We start from the raw sequence: 15797 nt of genomic DNA, 5'->3' as shown, positions 1-15797 counted from the left end.
GGCCTGGGCATACGCCCACTCTGGCCGCACCGACAACACCAAACCCGCCGCCCTAACTGAGGAGGCGCGGCGGGAATTCGAGAAACTCGGTGTCCGCGTGTCCGTACCGGTCAGCCAAGAAGAAGCCTTCGAAGTTATGCCCGCAAACTGGCCCGCCTTTGTTGCTCTCCTGGCATGTTCAACGCAGTGGCGCGTGGTCGGCACGATGGCCGGATTGATCTGGATCGGTCTCGATTACGCTGCCTGCCGTCTCGTTCTGGATGATCTGCAGAGCCCGCCTGGAGTCTTTGCGGATCTACACGTGATGGAGAAGGCAGCGTTGCCGATCCTCAATGAAAGGGACGATTGATGGCTGCGAACCTCAAGCTCGCGATCGGCGTCACCATCGATCCCAGCGGAGCGCGCTCGGGTGGTGCATCCGCCCAGGAGGCTGTTGCCGGCATTGGCCAGGAGGCCGATCGCACCCGCACCAAGCTTCAGCAGCTCATCAACGCCTCGGTCGGTATTCACGATGGCGCGGCAAACAACAACGTTCGCTCCTGGACCGGTGCACTGGCAGCCGAAGGTCTGGCCGCCGACAATCTCCGTGCAAAGTATGATCTACGCTTTGCGGCAATTCGCAAGTATCGCGAGGCTCTCCTAGAGATCCGCATGGCGCACGCTCAAGGCGCTCTCGGGGAGACCGCCATGGCCGATGCGATATCGCGCCACAGGCAGGCTACGCTTGCGTCGATTGACGCGATCAAAGGACGTAACGCTGCGTTGGCGGCAGGCGTCGCTAACGACAACGCCCCACTGAGCGCGCAGTCATTCTACACCGCCAACATCGCAGCTCAGTTTCAGGATATTGCCGTCACCTCAGCAATGGGCATGAGCCCTTTGCAGATTGCCCTTCAACAGGGGACGCAACTTTCAGCCGTCATCGCATCCATGGAGCGGCCAGCCCAAGGTCTTCTTGCGGCCTTCACTTCCATCATTAGCCCAGTCTCGCTTGTGACCATCGGCGTCGTGGCCGCTTCAGCCGCGACCATCCAGTGGCTGTCGTCATCGCGCAAGGAAGTGAAGACGCTCGATGACGCATTGGCCGCCCATAAAGAGAACGTTGAGACGCTGACGGCTCGGTACAGCGGCCTCGGAGAGGCGATCAAGGTTTCCGCAAGTCTCGGCGGCAGCGGATTCGCCGATGCATATGTTCGGCAAAACGACTCCCTCATGCGGACGGTCGCACGCCAGCAAAACAACGCTATGATGGCTGCATTGACCGGCACCAACGGTTGGACGAGCTATCTGACCGGCGACGGCGCCAGCGTCTCAGACCTCAAGAACCTCTCCGGCCCCTTGTCAGACTTCAAGCAGAACGTAGACGCCCTGCTCGATAGCATGCGGAGGGGCACTCCGGATCTCGATCGGTTCCGTGCCGGCGTTGAACGTACCTTTGAGCGTTTGTTGCGTTCATCAGAAAATCCGGAGGAACTCCGCCGCACAGCCGATGCCATTCTTGCCCTCGGCGAGAGTGCACTCTCAGTGGACGCCAAATTCCGCCCCTTCGAAGCGGCCATCAATCGGTTGAAGGTTCAACTGGCGGAAGGGCGCCCGGATCTCGTCCAGTTCCATACAGAGGTGGAGCGCATCGGTCGGTCTAAAGGTCTCCAGCAGCTTGCCGACGAAGTTATCGTGCTGGGCAAGGAGATCATGAACCTCAACAAGCTCCTCCTCGAAATGGAGCTGCTACGGAAAAAGGCGTTTGAGGATCGTGGCCCCAACGGACTGCTGCTGTCGCGTGGCACGACCAATCGGAACGACATGGGCGACCTCGCGCTTTATGAAAGCCGCCAGCGCGTCCAGCTCGACCGGAACCGTCGGGCATTTGAGGCCGAGATGGCCGCCCTCAACGCCCGCTCCCCCACTGAGAAGTCCGCTTCAGCGCGCCAGCAGGCGGCCGCAGAATACCGGGACGAGAGCCCCGCAGAACGTCGCCAGCGAATGGAACTTGCCGGCGCTTCCGCGCTTGCGCAAGCGGAGAAGGAGCTTGCCGACGCTCAGCGTGATCGCGCGCGATCCCTCGACCAGATGCTCGCGAGCCAGCAGCTAGACCTTACGTTGATCGGAAAGACCGGCGCCGAGGCGGCGGCGCTGCGCAAGGAATTCGAGCTTACGTCTCAGATCCGCGAGGAAGCTGCGCGCAACCGCGTTGCCATAGACGAGCGCGAACTGGCTATGATCAAGGAGAAGGTCGCTGCATACGGGCGCATGGCCGAAGCGATCGCACGGGCAAATTTCGCCAACGAGCTGCGCTTTGAACGCGAGCAGCTTTTCCGTTCGGACGAAGATCAGCAAATAGCGGCTCGCCTGCGGAGCGCCGGTTTTGCAGTCGATTTCACCTCGCAAGAAGCAAACGCCATCCGCGAGAATATTCGGATCGGCGAGCTTCGTAACGGAGTGCGCGGCTTCTTCGCGGACTTCCGTGACGGCCTCCTGCAGGGCGACAGCTTTGGCGAGGCAATGAGCAACGCAATCATTGGCGCGCTGAACAGGGGTATCGAGAAACTCTCTGACAGTCTGATCAACGATCTGGTCAATCTTGTTACCGGATCGGGTAGCAAGGATAGCGGCTTGATCGGCAAGCTGCTTGGGCTCGGCGCCTCCAAATCGACTGACAATATCGTCACCTCGAGCATCGGCAGCGTGATGCGTATGCATCAGGCCGCAAACGACAATGTGGCCAGTTCAGTCCTCACCGGCAGCGGTCAGGAGCTCGCCTGGAATTTCTGGAAATCGAAGGGCCTCGCCGATCACCAGGTCGCCGGCATCCTCGGCAACATCAAGGCCGAAAGCTCGTTCAATCCGGTGGCGATCGGCGATAGCGGTAAAGCCTTTGGCCTCTACCAGCACAACGATCGAAGCGCCTCGCTGTTCAACGCCATTGGCGGGCGCGGAAACCTTGGCGATGCACTGTCACAGCACAAGTTCGCCTATTCGGAGCTGATGGGCTCGGAAGGCCGCGCCTGGAACGCGCTATTGGGTGCGAAAGACGTTCGATCCGCGACCGCTGCCTTCGCCGGCTTCGAGCGGCCGCGCGGCTTCTCCTGGGCAAACCCGGAAGGCGCACACAACTTCACCGGTCGCCTCAATGGCGCAGAAGAGGCGCTTTCGAAGTTCGGCGGTACCGCCGGCCAGGTCAACGGCTCACTCGGATCTCTGGGCGGTAGCGTCGAGACGGCCGGCAAGGGTTTGAACAGCCTCGGCGGCGGTCTCAACAAGTTTGGCCAGACGCTCGCCAGCGCCGGCTCCGGCGGCGGCGGCCTGGGGTCGCTGTTTGCCAGCCTTAGCGGCTACGGCCTGAGTGTCTTCGCAGCGTCCGGACAGTTTGCCTCGGCAGTCGCAGGCGGCTCGATCGGCCTCTGGTCGGATGGCGGCTATACCGGGCCGGGCAACAAGTATGATCCCGCCGGCGTCGTGCACAGGGGCGAAGTCGTCTGGTCTCAGGCGGACGTTGCCCGCGCTGGCGGCGTCCATGTCGTCGAGGCAATGCGCCTCGGCCGGCGCGGTTATGCCAACGGTGGCGCCGTCGACGTCCAGCCGATCGGTTTGCCGCGCGCTGCCAACAGCAACGAGGGATACGGCAACAGCTCCGGCCGCGACCGTCAGGGCGCCAACTTCAACATCTCGCTCGATGGCGCGCGCGGCGACCGGGAGATCGAGGCTGCCGCCTACCGTGGCATGCAGCGGGCTCTGCAGGAATATGACGACGGCATGCCGGACCGCGTCGCGCAGATCAATGCAAATCCGAGGTGGCGCTGATGGCAATCCTTTCCCTGGCGACAGTCTTCGCCCGCCTGCCGATCGCGACCGTCGAGTGGGACATCCGCCGAAACGACCAGCTCGCCGGCCTCGGCTCTGGCGACGTCATGCAGACCGAACTGGCCGACCCGGTTTGGAGTGCGGTCGTGACCCTCGGGCGCGGGCTGCATGACGAGCTGAAGCAAGCCGCCGCGCTGATCCGCCGCCTCCATGGCGCAAAGCAGCCGTTCTTCATCTGCGACCCGACCAGCCTCTACCCGCAAGCCGACCCGAAGGGGCTGACCCTCGGCGCGGCTGCCGTGACCGTGCGCACTGTTTTGGCCGATCGGTCGATCCTGAAGTTGCAGGGCCTGCCGGCTGGCTACGTGCTTACCCTCGGCGACAAGGTGCAGATCCCCTATGCCGGCGGTCGCCACGCCTTCCACGAAGTTTCGGAGACGGCCGCAGCGACGGCAGGCGGGCAGGTCGATGTCCAGGTCTTCCCGTTCCTGCCGTTTTCGCTCGCAGTCGGCCTCGCGGTCACCCTGAAGCAGCCGGCCTGTCCGGTGATCGTCGATCCGGCCACCCATAGGCCGGGCACCGCCCGCCGGTCGATCACCGAAGGCGCCGGCTTCACCGTCATTCAGAAGAAGAGTGCTTCCTGATGTTGAACGCTCCCGCTGCCGTCGCTGCGGCTCTTGCTGCCGCTCCCGAAAAGGGCCTGAGCGAACGGCGTCTCGTCTATGTGACCGTTACCGATCGCGCGACCCGCGACCCGGTACCGGTCGGCGCCTGGACGGGTGACGAGGATCTGACCATGCAGATCATCAGCGCCACGACCGGCCTTGAGGAAACGCGGACCTATTACGCCATGCCGGCGCTGAAGGTCGGCGAGATCACCTGCACTACCGACATGACCGTGCAGTCGGCCTCGATCGAGATGCCGCAGATTGCCGACGTGGTGCAGGCGCTGATCCGCACGCACGACGCCCGTCTCGCCCGCGTCGAGATCCACACGCTCTATCTCGACGTCGACACCGGCCAGCAGCTCGGCACGCTGGTCGACTGGGTCGGCGAGGTCGACAAGGCGCCTATCCGGACGCCGCCTGTCGGCGAAGAAGGCGCAGCCACCTTCCGAACTGTCAGCGACCTCATGTCGATGCTGACCCGCATCAATCCGCGCAAGTCGAGCTACGAGGGCCAGAAGCTCCGCCAGGGAGACGAGTGGGGCAAATACGCCTCGACGGCCGGCAACTGGAAGCTCCCCTGGGGACAGAAGAACACATGACCGAACAGCTCGTCCGCCTTCAGGATTGGCGCAAGCGCCTTGCCGCCGTTACCGCCGAAATCAAGGACCGTCCGTTTGAGTGGGGCGCCCACGATTGCGGTCCTGGTCTCGCCGGCCGCATCGTCGAGGCTCTGACTGGCGAGGATCTCGCCGCCGACTATCGCGACCGCTACTCGGATGCGGTCTCCGCCGCGCGTCTCATCCGCGATGCCGGCTTTTCGTCACTCGGCGAAATGATCGCCTCCATCCTGCCCGCCAGCCATCCGAGTGAAGCGCGGATCGGCGATATCGCCGCCATTCCGGTCGAGGGACCGATCGGCCACGGCCTCGGCGTCGTCATCGGCGAGCGCATCCTCGTTCTGACGATGACTGGCACCGGTACCGTCGATCTGCTTGACGCTCAAATGGTCTTCAAGGTGGGCTGAAATGCTATTTAAAGCCTACCTGTTCTTCGTTTTCTTCCTCGCATTGCTCGCCGGCTCGGCCGAGGCAGCGCCGATCTTTGGCGCGATCGCCGCCATCGGCTCCGCCATCTCCAGCTTCGTCGGCGCATCCGTCATCGGCGGCATCATCGCCAAGACGGTACTGTCGATCGGCATGAGCCTCGTGCAGCAGGCCATCGCTCGCAAGAAGGCGAAGAAGAACCAGCAGCGCGTCGGCGTCGTCCTCGACACTCAGACCGGCGACGATCAACCGATGTCGGTCGTGGCCGGTTCGCGAGCGACCGCCGGACGGCGCAAGTATTGGGGCACATGGGGAAGCGCCGACAAGACGCCGAATGCCTACTTCACAGACGTGCTCGAAATCGGCTCGCTGCCGTCTTATGCCGGCCCACTGGGCATCACCAGCCTTTGGTGCAACGAGCAGAAATGCGGCGTCCTTTGGGACCAGCCGCATCCGGACGGCCTCGGTTATCCCGTTGTCGAGTTCCGTGACAGCAAGGGCCGAGACAATCTTTGGGTCCGCTATCTCGACGGCACTCAGACGGTCGCCGACCCTTGGCTCCGAGCAACGTTCGGTGCGCATGCCGATCGGCCTTTTCTGGCTTCGATGATCGGCCGCGGCTGCCAGGTGCTTATTGTCACCGCGCGCTATTCGGACAAGTTCAACGGCGCGCCTGCCATGCTGGTCGAGCCGCACCCCTACCGTTTCTATGACCTTCGCAAGGATTCGACGAACGGCGGCTCGGGCACCCATCGTTGGAACGACCCCTCCACCTGGGAGCCGACGCGCAATCCGATCATCATGATCTACAACATCGCGCGCGGCATGTACTACGGCGGCGAGTGGGTCTACGGCGGGCAGAATGTGGGCGCCCACCGCCTGCCGGCCGCCTCTTGGGTCGCAGCCGCCAACGAGTGCGATCGGGTGGTCAACGGCAAGCCGCAATTCCAAGCCGGCACGGAAATCTTCTTCGACCAGGAGCCGCTCGAAATCATCGAAGACCTGCGGCTGGCCTGCAATGCGCGCTTTGCCGAGGTCGGCGGCGCGCTGAAGGTTCTGGTCGGTCTGCCGGGCGCGGCCGTCTTCAACTTCACCGACGACATGGTGATCGTGACTTCCGACCAGGAGCTGGACCCGTTCCCGTCGCTGTCCGACACCCACAACACCATCGCCGCGACCTATCCAGAGCCGAACGAGCGCTGGGCGATGAAAGACGCACCGGAGTATATCGCGGCCGAACACGTAACTGCCGATGGTCGCTCGCTGCGCAATGCGCTCGCCTTCGAGGCCGTGCCTTTCTCCGCCCAGGTGCAGCACCTGCAGAAGACGATGGAAGAAGACGGCCGGCGGTTCATTGTTCATGAACTCACCATGCCGCCATCGGCGCGCCTGCTGGAACCACTCGATTGCGTAGCCTGGTCGAGCCTGCACAACAACTACAGCAACAAGCTCTTTCTGATCGTTCGGATCAGCCGCCTGCGCGGCAGCTTCCAGCGGGTCCTTATGAAAGAGGTCGATCCGGACGATTACGATCCGCCGGCAGTGATCCTGCCGCCGAGCACCGGCTGGATTGGGCCGATCGCCGCCCCGCCGCAGCCTATGACCGGCTGGGCAGTCGAGCCTGCGACCGTCAAAGATGCCGGCGGCGTCGATCGCCGGCCCGCCATCAAGATCTCCTGCGCGGCCGATCTCGACGACGTGAAGAACGTTTGGGTGCAAGTGCGGGTGAAGGCGACCGGAGTGATCGTCTTTGACAGCGACAGCACCGCCTATGCAGAGCCGTTCTCGTGGCTGATTTCCGGCGCCTGGTGCCTTCCCGCGACCGAGTATGAAGTCTCTGGCCAGTATGTCCCGTACACCAAGCGTGAGACCACGCGGAGCGCATGGCTTTCGGTCACAACAGCGAATGTCCTGATCGCCAGCGGCGACATCCTGGACGGTTCGATCACCGCCCAGAAGATCGGCAACGCGGCTGTGACGGCCGACAAGATCATGGACGAGGCGGTCAATAACCTGAAGCTGGCGGCCGGCGCGGTCACCTCGACCAAACTCGCCGTGGCGGCTGTTACGGCGGCGGCGATCGCCATGGGCGCGGTCATATCAGACAAGCTCGCCGACGCGGCCGTGACCGCGCAGAAACTCGCCAACGAAGCGGTAACAGCGACGAAGTTTGCCTCGGATATCAAGCCGGTCGAGGTGAAATCCTCGCTGCCGACGACGGGCAACGCTGAAGGCCGGCAGGTCTACAACACAACAGACGGCAAAGTTTACCGCTACAAGGCCGGCGCCTGGACGGCCGATGTCGCGGCCGGCGACATTATCGGGCAGATCGTTGCCAGCCAGCTTGGGAGCGGCTCGGTCACCAACGCCAAGCTGGCGGCACTCGCCGTCGACGCTTCGAAGCTCGCCAGCAACGCGGTCACGGAAACCAAGATCGCCGACGGCGCGATCACGACGCCCAAGATCGTCGCCAACGCCATCGTCGGCGACCACATCGCCGCGAACGCCATCTCGGTCACCAAGCTGATCATGGCGGACTTCAACAACCGCGTTGAAAACCCGAACTTCGGCGAAGGCGACGCGGGCTGGGTCAAGAGCCCAGGTGTTGCGATCGTCAACAATGCGGCCAATGCCTACACCGGCAATTACTACCTGGACTTCCCGACAGGGATGGTCTCGGGCGTCACTCGCAACGCCAACATCTTCCCGGTCGTTCCGGGTGAGGTCTACCGGGTCTATGCCGTTGGCCGCGCAGTCGGCGCGCCAAACACCTACCTCAACGCCCGCCTGCGCTTCATGCAGGCCGACAAGGCGACGCTGGTCGGAGCGACCTCGGCTCTCACCTTCGTCGCTACGGACGGCGCTTATGTTGGGAAGACGGGCCAAGTCACCGTGCCGGCCGGCGCCGTGTACGCCTGGCTCGATTTCGTCCCCAATGTGAACATCACTGTCGGCTCCTATCGCGTTGGCTTCGTGTCCTGCCAGCGCAAGGATGCTGCCGAGCTGGTCGTTGACGGCTCGATCCTCGCCAATCATCTCGCGGCCGACTCGGTCACGACCGACAAACTCGCGGCGAACTCAGTCGTTGCAGGCAAGATTGCAGTCGGCGCGGTATCGACCGACCAGCTCGCTGCCGGCGCCGTGACGGCCGTTAAGATCGCTGCGGCCGCGATCTCAGCCGACAAGCTCGCTGTCGGCCGGGGCGCCAACTACATCGAAAACTCCGACCTCTATGCCGGTCTGTCGACTTGGGGCGTGCGCTACAGCAATGCCTTGTCGGCGTTTGAGATGGACATTCGCACCGACACTTACGCGGCCAACGGCGCCGCTATCCAGATGCGCCACAATCGCGCCGTTGCCGGCGAGGTCTGTGACCTCTGGCCGCTCGATGCCGCGACGGGCACGGGCAAGAACTACCCGGTCGAGGCCGGCAAGCGCTACGAGTTCTCAGTGTACGGCTTCGCACACCGGGCCGAACGGCAGCTGTACATCGGCTGGGTCGATGCTGCCGGCGCCGTGACCTACGCCGCAACCGCAGCCATCGCTGCCGAAGGCGGCAATCCGCAGCAGCTGCTTTCGAACTATACCCGGAGCACCCTGTTCGCGACCGCTCCCGCGAGCGCTGTCAAAGCCCATGTGTTCGTCCGCCATAGGGGTACATCGTCGGGCACGACAGACAGCTATGTGTGGTTCCGCAACGCCTACTTTGGCGAGGCAGGCCCCAACCAGACCGAACCTTCGCCGTGGTCTCCGTCCGGTACCACGCTCGTCGATGCCGGACAGATCGTTACCGGTGCGGTCATCGCCGACAAGATCGCGACCAACGCTGTTATCGCCGGGAAGATCAATGCCGGCGCCGTGACTGCGACCACCATCGCGACGGGCGCAGTCACCACAGACAAGCTCGCGGCCAACTCGGTCACGGCCGCCAAGGTCGCGGCCGATGCGATCGGCGCCAACCACATCGCGGCCAACTCGATCACCGCCAAGCAGCTCGTCCTCACCGATTTCGAGAACCTCGTTCCGAACGGCTACTTCAACGACGGCACGGTCGCCGCCTGGGGCGGCGTTTCGGGTACCGCCGGCAACTTCTACGCCACCTCGGCTATCGTCCAGACCGGCGCCTACGCGGCGAACCTGCAAAAGGATGCGAGCGCCCTGAGCGGCAGCATCAATGTCACCATGCTGCCCGAGTACGACATCGCGGTCACGGCCGGCGAAGTCCTTTATGGCGAAGCCTCGATCAGCACCAACGGCACAGCGACCAGCGCTGGGGCTTACTATCGCGTCAACTTCTATGACGGCGCGAAGTCGTTCCTTAGCTCCCTGGACATCTTTTCCAACGCGTCGATCCCGAACAGTTGGACCCGGTACACCCGCAAGATCACCGTGCCGGCCAACGCTCGCTACGCCCGCCTTCAGCTCTTCAACCACAACAGCCAGTCAACGACGCAAAACCTGCTGTTTGACCGGCTGATCCTGCGACGCGCCAAGGCGGCCGAGTTGATCGTCGATGGCAGCATCGTGGCGAACCACCTCGCCACCAACTCGGTCACGGCAGACAAGATCAACGTCAGCAATCTGTCGGCGATCTCGGCGACACTGGGCACGGTCAACATCAGCGCTGCGACCATCGGCACCCTGCAGGTCGCCCGTAGCAACATCATCGGCGGCGCCATCTCTCGCGTCGACTATGCGGCTCCGGCCGGCATTGCAAACGTCCTCACCTCGAACACCGCGATCACCGGTTTGACGGCAACGCATGGCACTGACGCCCAGGCGGTCATCGTCCATACGTCGTTCTCTATCTCCGGTACGAACGACGCGACTTCGGGCTTTATCAGTGTCGTGATCTCGATCTGGGACAGCGTCACCAACGACTACGTCGCACTGGTCCCGCTCACCTTCAAGACCGCGACGCACTTCTCGCACGAGTTCAACTTCACGCCTCCAGCTGGGTCGAGCAGCACTCAGTTCCGCTTCGACGCCCGGACCCTGTCAGGGACCAACGTCGTCTCCACCAACCGCACCATCCGCATCATGACCCTTTATCGATAGGAGCAAGCATGTACCGCATAGATACAATGTACGAAGCGATGACCGACGCGCTGATGCAGGGCGTCAACGCCGGCCGCATTGAGCGCTGGATGGCATCCGCCGCCTTCTGGCTCGGCCGCCAACAGGTCTACGCCTCGGGCGATTACTGGCTCGCCCTGGCCGCGAAAATCACAAGCCTCCTGCCGGCAGAGGAACAGGCGGCGATCATCGCCCAGCTCGGCAAGCAGGAAGACCAGCTCGTCGATACGGCCGGTGATTGGCCCGAGGTCCCAAGCCAGATTACAACGCTGCTTGCCAGCTGGTCGCCGACACCGATCCCGGTCGACCTCGCCGCCTACACAGCCGCCAAGCGCTACACGGTGGAAGTTGGCGGCATTGTCGTCGACGGCGTCCGGATCCTCACCGATCGTGCCAGCCAGGCGATGATCGCAGGCGCCTACGTCTACGTTCAGCACAACCCGACTGAAACCATCTCCTTCAAGTCGGGCGGCGGCTTCGTCACGCTTTCGGCCGCCAACGTCGTCACGATGGCCAATGCGGTCGGCGCTCATGTCCAAGCCTGCTTTGCGGCCGAGGCGGCGGTGCTGGCAGCGATCGCGGCGGAAACGATCACCGATACCGCTGGGATCGACGCCTTCGCCTGGCCGGCGAACGGCGCGCCGGCATGACCATCCGCAACCGGCTGATGTCTTCAGCCTCTCACCTTACCTACCCTGAATGGAACCCTGACATGTCCGCAGTCGTCAACATCCTGAAGCAGCAAAACCAGCTCCTCTCCGCCCAGGTCGAGGAGATGGCGACGCAGGTCGATAACCTGAAGCAGAGCCTCGTTACCGCGCTCAACAAGCTCGCCGAGCACGAGCCGGAATTCGTGAAGAAGTTTCTGGTGCCGGATGCGGTCGAGCCCGACACGTCAGCGATGACGCCCGCAAACTAAAACCGGGCGGCTGGTGCGAACGGCAGTACGCACCAACGACGGGCCACTGATTGGCGTTAGAAACCCGTCCGACAGCCGCGTTCGACAACTGTCACACCCGTACCCTGCAGGGCGGGCTCTCTGTGACTGAGTCGTGAGCTTTTTGAAATGGTGTTTAATGAAGAAATGAAGGCGGTTTCGCCTACCCTTCCTCCGGCGGCCTGGATCGGCGGCAAGAGGCAATTGGCGAGCCGCCTGGTCGGGATAATCTCGACCATCAAGCACACCACATATGCCGAACCTTTTGTCGGCATGGGTGGCGTCTTTTTCCGCCGCACGGCCGCGCCGAAAAGCGAGGTCATCAACGACCGGAACGGCGAGGTCGTGAACCTATTCCGCATCCTGCAACGGCACTATCCGCAGTTCATGGACACGCTGAAATTCCAGGTCACCAGTCGGCGCGAGTTCGAACGCCTGAAGGCCTGCGATCCGGCAACATTGACTGACCTTGAACGCGCAGCGCGCTTTCTCTACCTCCAGAAGCTCGCCTTCGGTGGAAAGGTCAACGGCCAGAATTTCGGCATTAGCCTCGACCGATCGGCACGGTTCAATCTCACCCGCCTCGCGCCAATGCTTGAAGATGTTCACGAACGACTGGCTGGCGTCATCCTGGAGAACCTCGACTGGTCGGAGTTCCTCGACCGCTATGACCGGTCGGGAACTCTCTTCTACCTCGATCCGCCCTACTTCGGCAGCGAGGACGACTATGGAAAAGCGCTCTTCGACCGCGATCAGTTCGCTGCCCTCGCGAAGCGTTTGAGACGGCTTCGAGGGCGTTTCATAATGTCCATAAACGACGTGCCCGAGATCCGGAAAACCTTCGAGGGCTTTGCCTTGCACGAGGCCGAGCTGACCTATTCGGTCAGCGCCGGAAAGGCCACGAACGCACGTGAACTCATCGTCACCAGACCCGTGTGACCGAAGCCTGCCACTCCCAGTAGCTTACTGGGAGTGGGGGACGGGCGGGGGATCAGGGAATTTATACGGCTCGCGCGCCGGCTGGTTCCATCGAAGAAGGAAGAGCCGGGCCTGCTCATCTCGATCGAGGAGGTAAGGTTCGAGGTTTTCGAGAACCGTGTCGACCGAATCATGGATGAATACGCGATACTCAGTCCGAAAAAATTCATCGTCGTCGGGCTTGCTGCGGACGTCTTGATCGTATCGGATCAAAAGGTCGTGCAGATGGGCGACCTCCCTCTCAATCCAGTACCGATTGCCGGATAGCTCGCCGGCGACGGTCGTATTGAAATTGATCAAGTCCGGGCTACCGAGCAACGATGTCGCGATGACTCGAGCGGTTTCCCCGAGTTCTCGCCGCTCGTGTGGAGATCTGCCAAGTTTGTCGCCTCTCCGCAGATTGCGTTTAAGTCCAATTATTAAGCCCGTTTGCCTCATCACCAGCTCGCGAACTCTAAGCGCCAGGGCGAAGGTCGGCATGAGATTGATCTCAATATTCTCCTGTTGGTGTCGGTTGGCTTCACTAATCTGTCTTTGCAATGACAGGAGGGTTGGAAAGGCCACGGCAGCTGCAATCCACCCACTAAGGGCTGATGCCCACTCCCTCGCGCAATGTTCGCCGTCGCTGCCACAGAACGGCTCTCGTCCGTAAAGCACACGAAAGAAGCCAAGCGCGGCAATAGCTACCCCGACAGCCCAGCCGTATCGATCGAAGAACTCTCTGAATTTCATCCGCCGCCCCAATACGCCCCCCATCACTTCGTCGGAGGGTTCGATCTATATGAAATGAGCCTGTGAACCGATTGTATGCAGACCATGTTGAGCACAGTCTTTTCCGACTGGTAACCTACCGTTGCATTTTAGCCGAATCTATCGCAGGTCTTAAGAACTGTGTTGGGGGATTCAGAGATTGGCGACATCGACTTCCGCGTCTACGGGCAAGAGCTACCCGCCCGCGCTCAATTTGCATATCGAACCGAAGAACCCGATCGAGTTGGAGGACATGCTTGCGTCTCTCGCGGCTCTGGGACGACGATATCAAAACTATGCGAAAGAAGAATTCGATCTGACACGGGGTGAAAATCCCCGCCTGTTTGTTTCGAGCATCAAACCTGGGTCGATTGATATCTCGCTAATCCCGGACTTGCTAGATGCCGGCAAAGCCGGCGCTGGAGCAATCGCAGCTGTTGGCGCGGGAGATTTTGTCGAAGCAGTAAAGGGCTTTGCAGCATCCATCGACACCTTACTCAAGACGTTCTCCAAGCCAACCAGTGCGGCGAGTGCGCCCGAGCTGACGGTTAAAGATTGCGACGACGCGGTAAACATCGTGAAGCCTATCGCGAATGCAGGCGGGACGCAGACCTTCAACGTAAACAACGTACAAGGCGACCAAATCCTCGTATTCAATATCAACAGCCCGCAAGCTTCGCGGATCATGGACAATGCGCTTCATCACCGTGAGGCACTTCTGCTCCCAGAAACCGAGACCAAAAAGTCGGTTGCGCTTGTTTGGCAAAAAATCGACAAGTCAGACGCTCGGGTGGCGGGTTCACGCAGCCCCGACAAGGGACGAATCGAAGAAATCGACCGCGGCGCAAAGTCGATTCTGTTTGATGAGTCAGTTGCGTCCGTAAAGGGCGAGATCATGGGCGACGCCCTGCTGCAGATGGTCTACTACGTCGACGTCGAGATCGTTCGAGTTAACGAGAAGATACAGGCTTACCGCGTCACCAAGTACCACGGAAAAGAGCCTTTGGATGATTCGGATGAAGGCTAGTCAGTGATCTCAGAAATGTTGTGTAACGGACGTTTCGCCCAAAAAGCCTAAGGTAGTTGCTGCATCCCATTTGGTTTTTTAAAGCGAATCCTCGCCTGCATGGGTGATTGATGAAGTTCCTAAGCCGTCACAGCATATTTGTTTGCGCCTTTCTCACCTCAGTGCTCCTCGGCGGCTGGTTCGTGTTGGCCCACGCGCTACTCTCAAGGGTTTGGGCCTGCCAATATCCCGCAATCGGCCCTAAGCAGCCAGTATGGGAAGGCTACCTACCGTGCATGACCGCGAACGAGCTGGGCGACTTACTGGCTGGGGTGTTCGCGCCGGCGGCATTCATTCTGTTGGCCGTGACAGTAGTGATGCAGGCCATCGAGTTGCGGGCTCAGCGGCAAGAGCTTGAAGAGACGCGAGACGTTTTCAGCGCACAAAACACGCTCATCGGGTCACAAACGGACGCGGCGATCAAAAGTGCCGACCTCTTCGCCGCCCAGAACGACATTCTAACGGCGCAGGAAACCGCTCGCCTCGCCGAGGCTCGGAATACTGAGTTTGTAGGCCTGCTTCAGCGTATAGAAACTATCCTTCGAACTCGGCTTGCAGATCGGGCCCCCTTGACCGTAAACGGGTCAGCTCACATTAGCCTTTTTGACAAGCGGCCGATGCCATTGCCCGAGGGAAGTATCGCTGCCATTGGCACCGCCGCCGACAACGCCCTGTTCGCCGAGCAGAACCGTGGTGGCACCAAGTATCAAGTCTACGACAAATACGGCCACCTACAGGCCTTCCAAGCCCTAATAAAGCTATCGAAGCGCGCTCAAGAAATGGCCGCGAGCCTCGGCGTTGATCATCAAGACATCGTTGCTGAGATTAGGTTGGTCGAATTTGCTGACTTGTTGGAACGCTACGTTCACAATGGCGTCGTGGCGGGTCGCTGAAGCCAAACCTAAAATCCTAAAACCCGGTGTCAAAAAATCAAAACGCGGCGGCGCGGCCGGCCTTGGTTGGGGAAAACGATGACCTGGTGTGTCTGCATCGTGAAGGACGGCAAGTCGGATCGTGTGGAGGGAACACGCGACGAGTGCGTAGCGATGATGGTGGACATGACCGGGATGCCGGAAGAAGAAGCCGAAGGCTTCTTGATCAATGCACTGTTAATCGGAAAATGGGGTTTTACCGAACCCTATGAACTGTTTGTGGAGAGCCTTTGAGAGATACTTTTGACACGAACAACGGAAATTCAGTCTTTCCGGTTTTGGCTGTCAAAATTCCGGAAAATCGCGGCGAGCTACAACCCATCTCTTAGGGACAAACTGTCATCTATGTCTCCGGGTCGGACAAACTGTTTTAGTGGTAGCGGAGGAGGGATTCGAACCCCCGACACAAGGATTATGATTCCTCTGCTCTAACCTACTGAGCTACTCCGCCGGGTACCGCGTCAGGGCTTCGAAGGGGAAGCCGTCTTGACTGGACGGGCGGCTTATAAGGCGCCGTTCCGGCCAGTGTCAAGCGAAGTCTCCGGG

13 protein-coding genes and 1 tRNA gene are annotated in these 15797 nt (G+C 61.2%); 12 read left to right on the top strand and 2 right to left on the bottom strand.

Annotated elements, in window-relative coordinates; translation table 11 throughout:
* The first annotated feature begins 97 nt into the window (after positions 1–97).
* The 9 genes from ACQ5BM_RS17280 to ACQ5BM_RS17240 all read left to right on the top strand — a co-directional run bounded on the left by ACQ5BM_RS17280 (position 98) and on the right by ACQ5BM_RS17240 (position 12464).
* Positions 98–349 carry a DUF1799 domain-containing protein gene (locus ACQ5BM_RS17280; RefSeq protein ID WP_429813539.1) on the top strand — a complete coding sequence of 84 codons (252 nt, stop codon included), beginning with the start codon at positions 98–100 and terminating at the stop codon, positions 347–349.
* A complete protein-coding gene (locus ACQ5BM_RS17275; RefSeq protein ID WP_429813536.1) occupies positions 349–3801 on the top strand; it encodes a phage tail tip lysozyme in 3453 nt (1150 codons plus the stop codon). Before ACQ5BM_RS17280 ends, ACQ5BM_RS17275 begins: the two co-directional genes overlap by 1 nt.
* Positions 3801–4445 carry a hypothetical protein gene (locus ACQ5BM_RS17270; RefSeq protein ID WP_429813533.1) on the top strand — a complete coding sequence of 215 codons (645 nt, stop codon included), beginning with the start codon at positions 3801–3803 and terminating at the stop codon, positions 4443–4445. Before ACQ5BM_RS17275 ends, ACQ5BM_RS17270 begins: the two co-directional genes overlap by 1 nt.
* Positions 4445–5068, top strand: coding sequence for a hypothetical protein (locus tag ACQ5BM_RS17265; protein WP_429813530.1), 624 nt, complete (start codon positions 4445–4447; stop codon positions 5066–5068). Before ACQ5BM_RS17270 ends, ACQ5BM_RS17265 begins: the two co-directional genes overlap by 1 nt.
* The gene (locus ACQ5BM_RS17260) at positions 5065–5493 is read left to right on the top strand and encodes a DUF6950 family protein (RefSeq protein ID WP_429813527.1); all 429 of its coding nucleotides are present in this window, start codon (positions 5065–5067) and stop codon (positions 5491–5493) included. Before ACQ5BM_RS17265 ends, ACQ5BM_RS17260 begins: the two co-directional genes overlap by 4 nt.
* A 1-nt stretch (position 5494) precedes the next feature.
* On the top strand, positions 5495–10570 hold the full coding sequence (locus ACQ5BM_RS17255; RefSeq protein ID WP_429813524.1) for a phage tail protein: 5076 nt from the start codon (positions 5495–5497) through the stop codon (positions 10568–10570).
* An 8-nt stretch (positions 10571–10578) separates the two neighbouring features.
* Positions 10579–11238, top strand: coding sequence for a DUF4376 domain-containing protein (locus ACQ5BM_RS17250; RefSeq protein ID WP_429813521.1), 660 nt, complete (start codon positions 10579–10581; stop codon positions 11236–11238).
* A 62-nt stretch (positions 11239–11300) separates the two neighbouring features.
* Positions 11301–11507, top strand: a complete 207-nt coding sequence (locus ACQ5BM_RS17245) for a hypothetical protein (protein WP_429813518.1) — start codon at positions 11301–11303, stop codon at positions 11505–11507.
* A gap of 147 nt (positions 11508–11654) precedes the next feature.
* Positions 11655–12464 carry a DNA adenine methylase gene (locus tag ACQ5BM_RS17240; RefSeq protein WP_429813515.1) on the top strand — a complete coding sequence of 270 codons (810 nt, stop codon included), beginning with the start codon at positions 11655–11657 and terminating at the stop codon, positions 12462–12464.
* 24 nt (positions 12465–12488) lie between these two features.
* On the opposite strand, the gene ACQ5BM_RS17235 is transcribed toward ACQ5BM_RS17240, so the two are convergent.
* Positions 12489–13235: a hypothetical protein gene (locus tag ACQ5BM_RS17235; RefSeq protein ID WP_429813512.1), complete on the bottom strand. Its 747-nt coding sequence runs from the start codon at positions 13233–13235 to the stop codon at positions 12489–12491.
* A 178-nt stretch (positions 13236–13413) separates the two neighbouring features.
* On the opposite strand from ACQ5BM_RS17235, the gene ACQ5BM_RS17230 reads away from it, so the two are divergent.
* From ACQ5BM_RS17230 to ACQ5BM_RS17220, 3 genes are all read left to right on the top strand, one after another.
* Positions 13414–14280, top strand: coding sequence for a hypothetical protein (locus ACQ5BM_RS17230; RefSeq protein WP_429813509.1), 867 nt, complete (start codon positions 13414–13416; stop codon positions 14278–14280).
* Positions 14281–14555: 275 nt separating this feature from the next.
* Positions 14556–15212 (top strand): hypothetical protein, encoded by a 657-nt coding sequence (locus ACQ5BM_RS17225; protein WP_429813506.1) that lies wholly within the window; start codon positions 14556–14558, stop codon positions 15210–15212.
* Positions 15213–15290: 78 nt separating this feature from the next.
* Positions 15291–15485, top strand: a complete 195-nt coding sequence (locus ACQ5BM_RS17220; RefSeq protein WP_429813503.1) for a hypothetical protein — start codon at positions 15291–15293, stop codon at positions 15483–15485.
* A 140-nt stretch (positions 15486–15625) separates the two neighbouring features.
* Here ACQ5BM_RS17220 and ACQ5BM_RS17215 read toward each other — a convergent pair.
* Positions 15626–15702: transfer RNA gene (locus ACQ5BM_RS17215), tRNA-Met, on the bottom strand.
* Between the last annotated feature and the right edge of the window lie 95 nt (positions 15703–15797).

The organism is Ensifer sp. B1-9 (genome assembly GCF_050474445.1).
Lineage (GTDB): Bacteria > Pseudomonadota > Alphaproteobacteria > Rhizobiales > Rhizobiaceae > Ensifer.
Note: the sequence above shows the minus strand (reverse complement) of the source record. Positions and strands in the feature narration are given on the sequence as shown.

What these genes read in the sequence shown, in the direction of transcription:
- ACQ5BM_RS17275 (WP_429813536.1), top strand. Translation starts at nt 349, where the DNA reads ATGGCTGCGAACCTCAAGCTCGCGATCGGCGTCACCATCGATCCCAGC.
- ACQ5BM_RS17270 (WP_429813533.1), top strand. Translation starts at nt 3,801, where the DNA reads ATGGCAATCCTTTCCCTGGCGACAGTCTTCGCCCGCCTGCCGATCGCG.
- ACQ5BM_RS17265 (WP_429813530.1), top strand. Translation starts at nt 4,445, where the DNA reads ATGTTGAACGCTCCCGCTGCCGTCGCTGCGGCTCTTGCTGCCGCTCCC.
- ACQ5BM_RS17260 (WP_429813527.1), top strand. Translation starts at nt 5,065, where the DNA reads ATGACCGAACAGCTCGTCCGCCTTCAGGATTGGCGCAAGCGCCTTGCC.
- ACQ5BM_RS17255 (WP_429813524.1), top strand. Translation starts at nt 5,495, where the DNA reads ATGCTATTTAAAGCCTACCTGTTCTTCGTTTTCTTCCTCGCATTGCTC.
- ACQ5BM_RS17250 (WP_429813521.1), top strand. Translation starts at nt 10,579, where the DNA reads ATGTACCGCATAGATACAATGTACGAAGCGATGACCGACGCGCTGATG.
- ACQ5BM_RS17245 (WP_429813518.1), top strand. Translation starts at nt 11,301, where the DNA reads ATGTCCGCAGTCGTCAACATCCTGAAGCAGCAAAACCAGCTCCTCTCC.
- ACQ5BM_RS17240 (WP_429813515.1), top strand. Translation starts at nt 11,655, where the DNA reads ATGGTGTTTAATGAAGAAATGAAGGCGGTTTCGCCTACCCTTCCTCCG.
- ACQ5BM_RS17235 (WP_429813512.1), bottom strand. Translation starts at nt 13,235, where the DNA reads ATGAAATTCAGAGAGTTCTTCGATCGATACGGCTGGGCTGTCGGGGTA.
- ACQ5BM_RS17225 (WP_429813506.1), top strand. Translation starts at nt 14,556, where the DNA reads ATGACCGCGAACGAGCTGGGCGACTTACTGGCTGGGGTGTTCGCGCCG.
- ACQ5BM_RS17220 (WP_429813503.1), top strand. Translation starts at nt 15,291, where the DNA reads ATGACCTGGTGTGTCTGCATCGTGAAGGACGGCAAGTCGGATCGTGTG.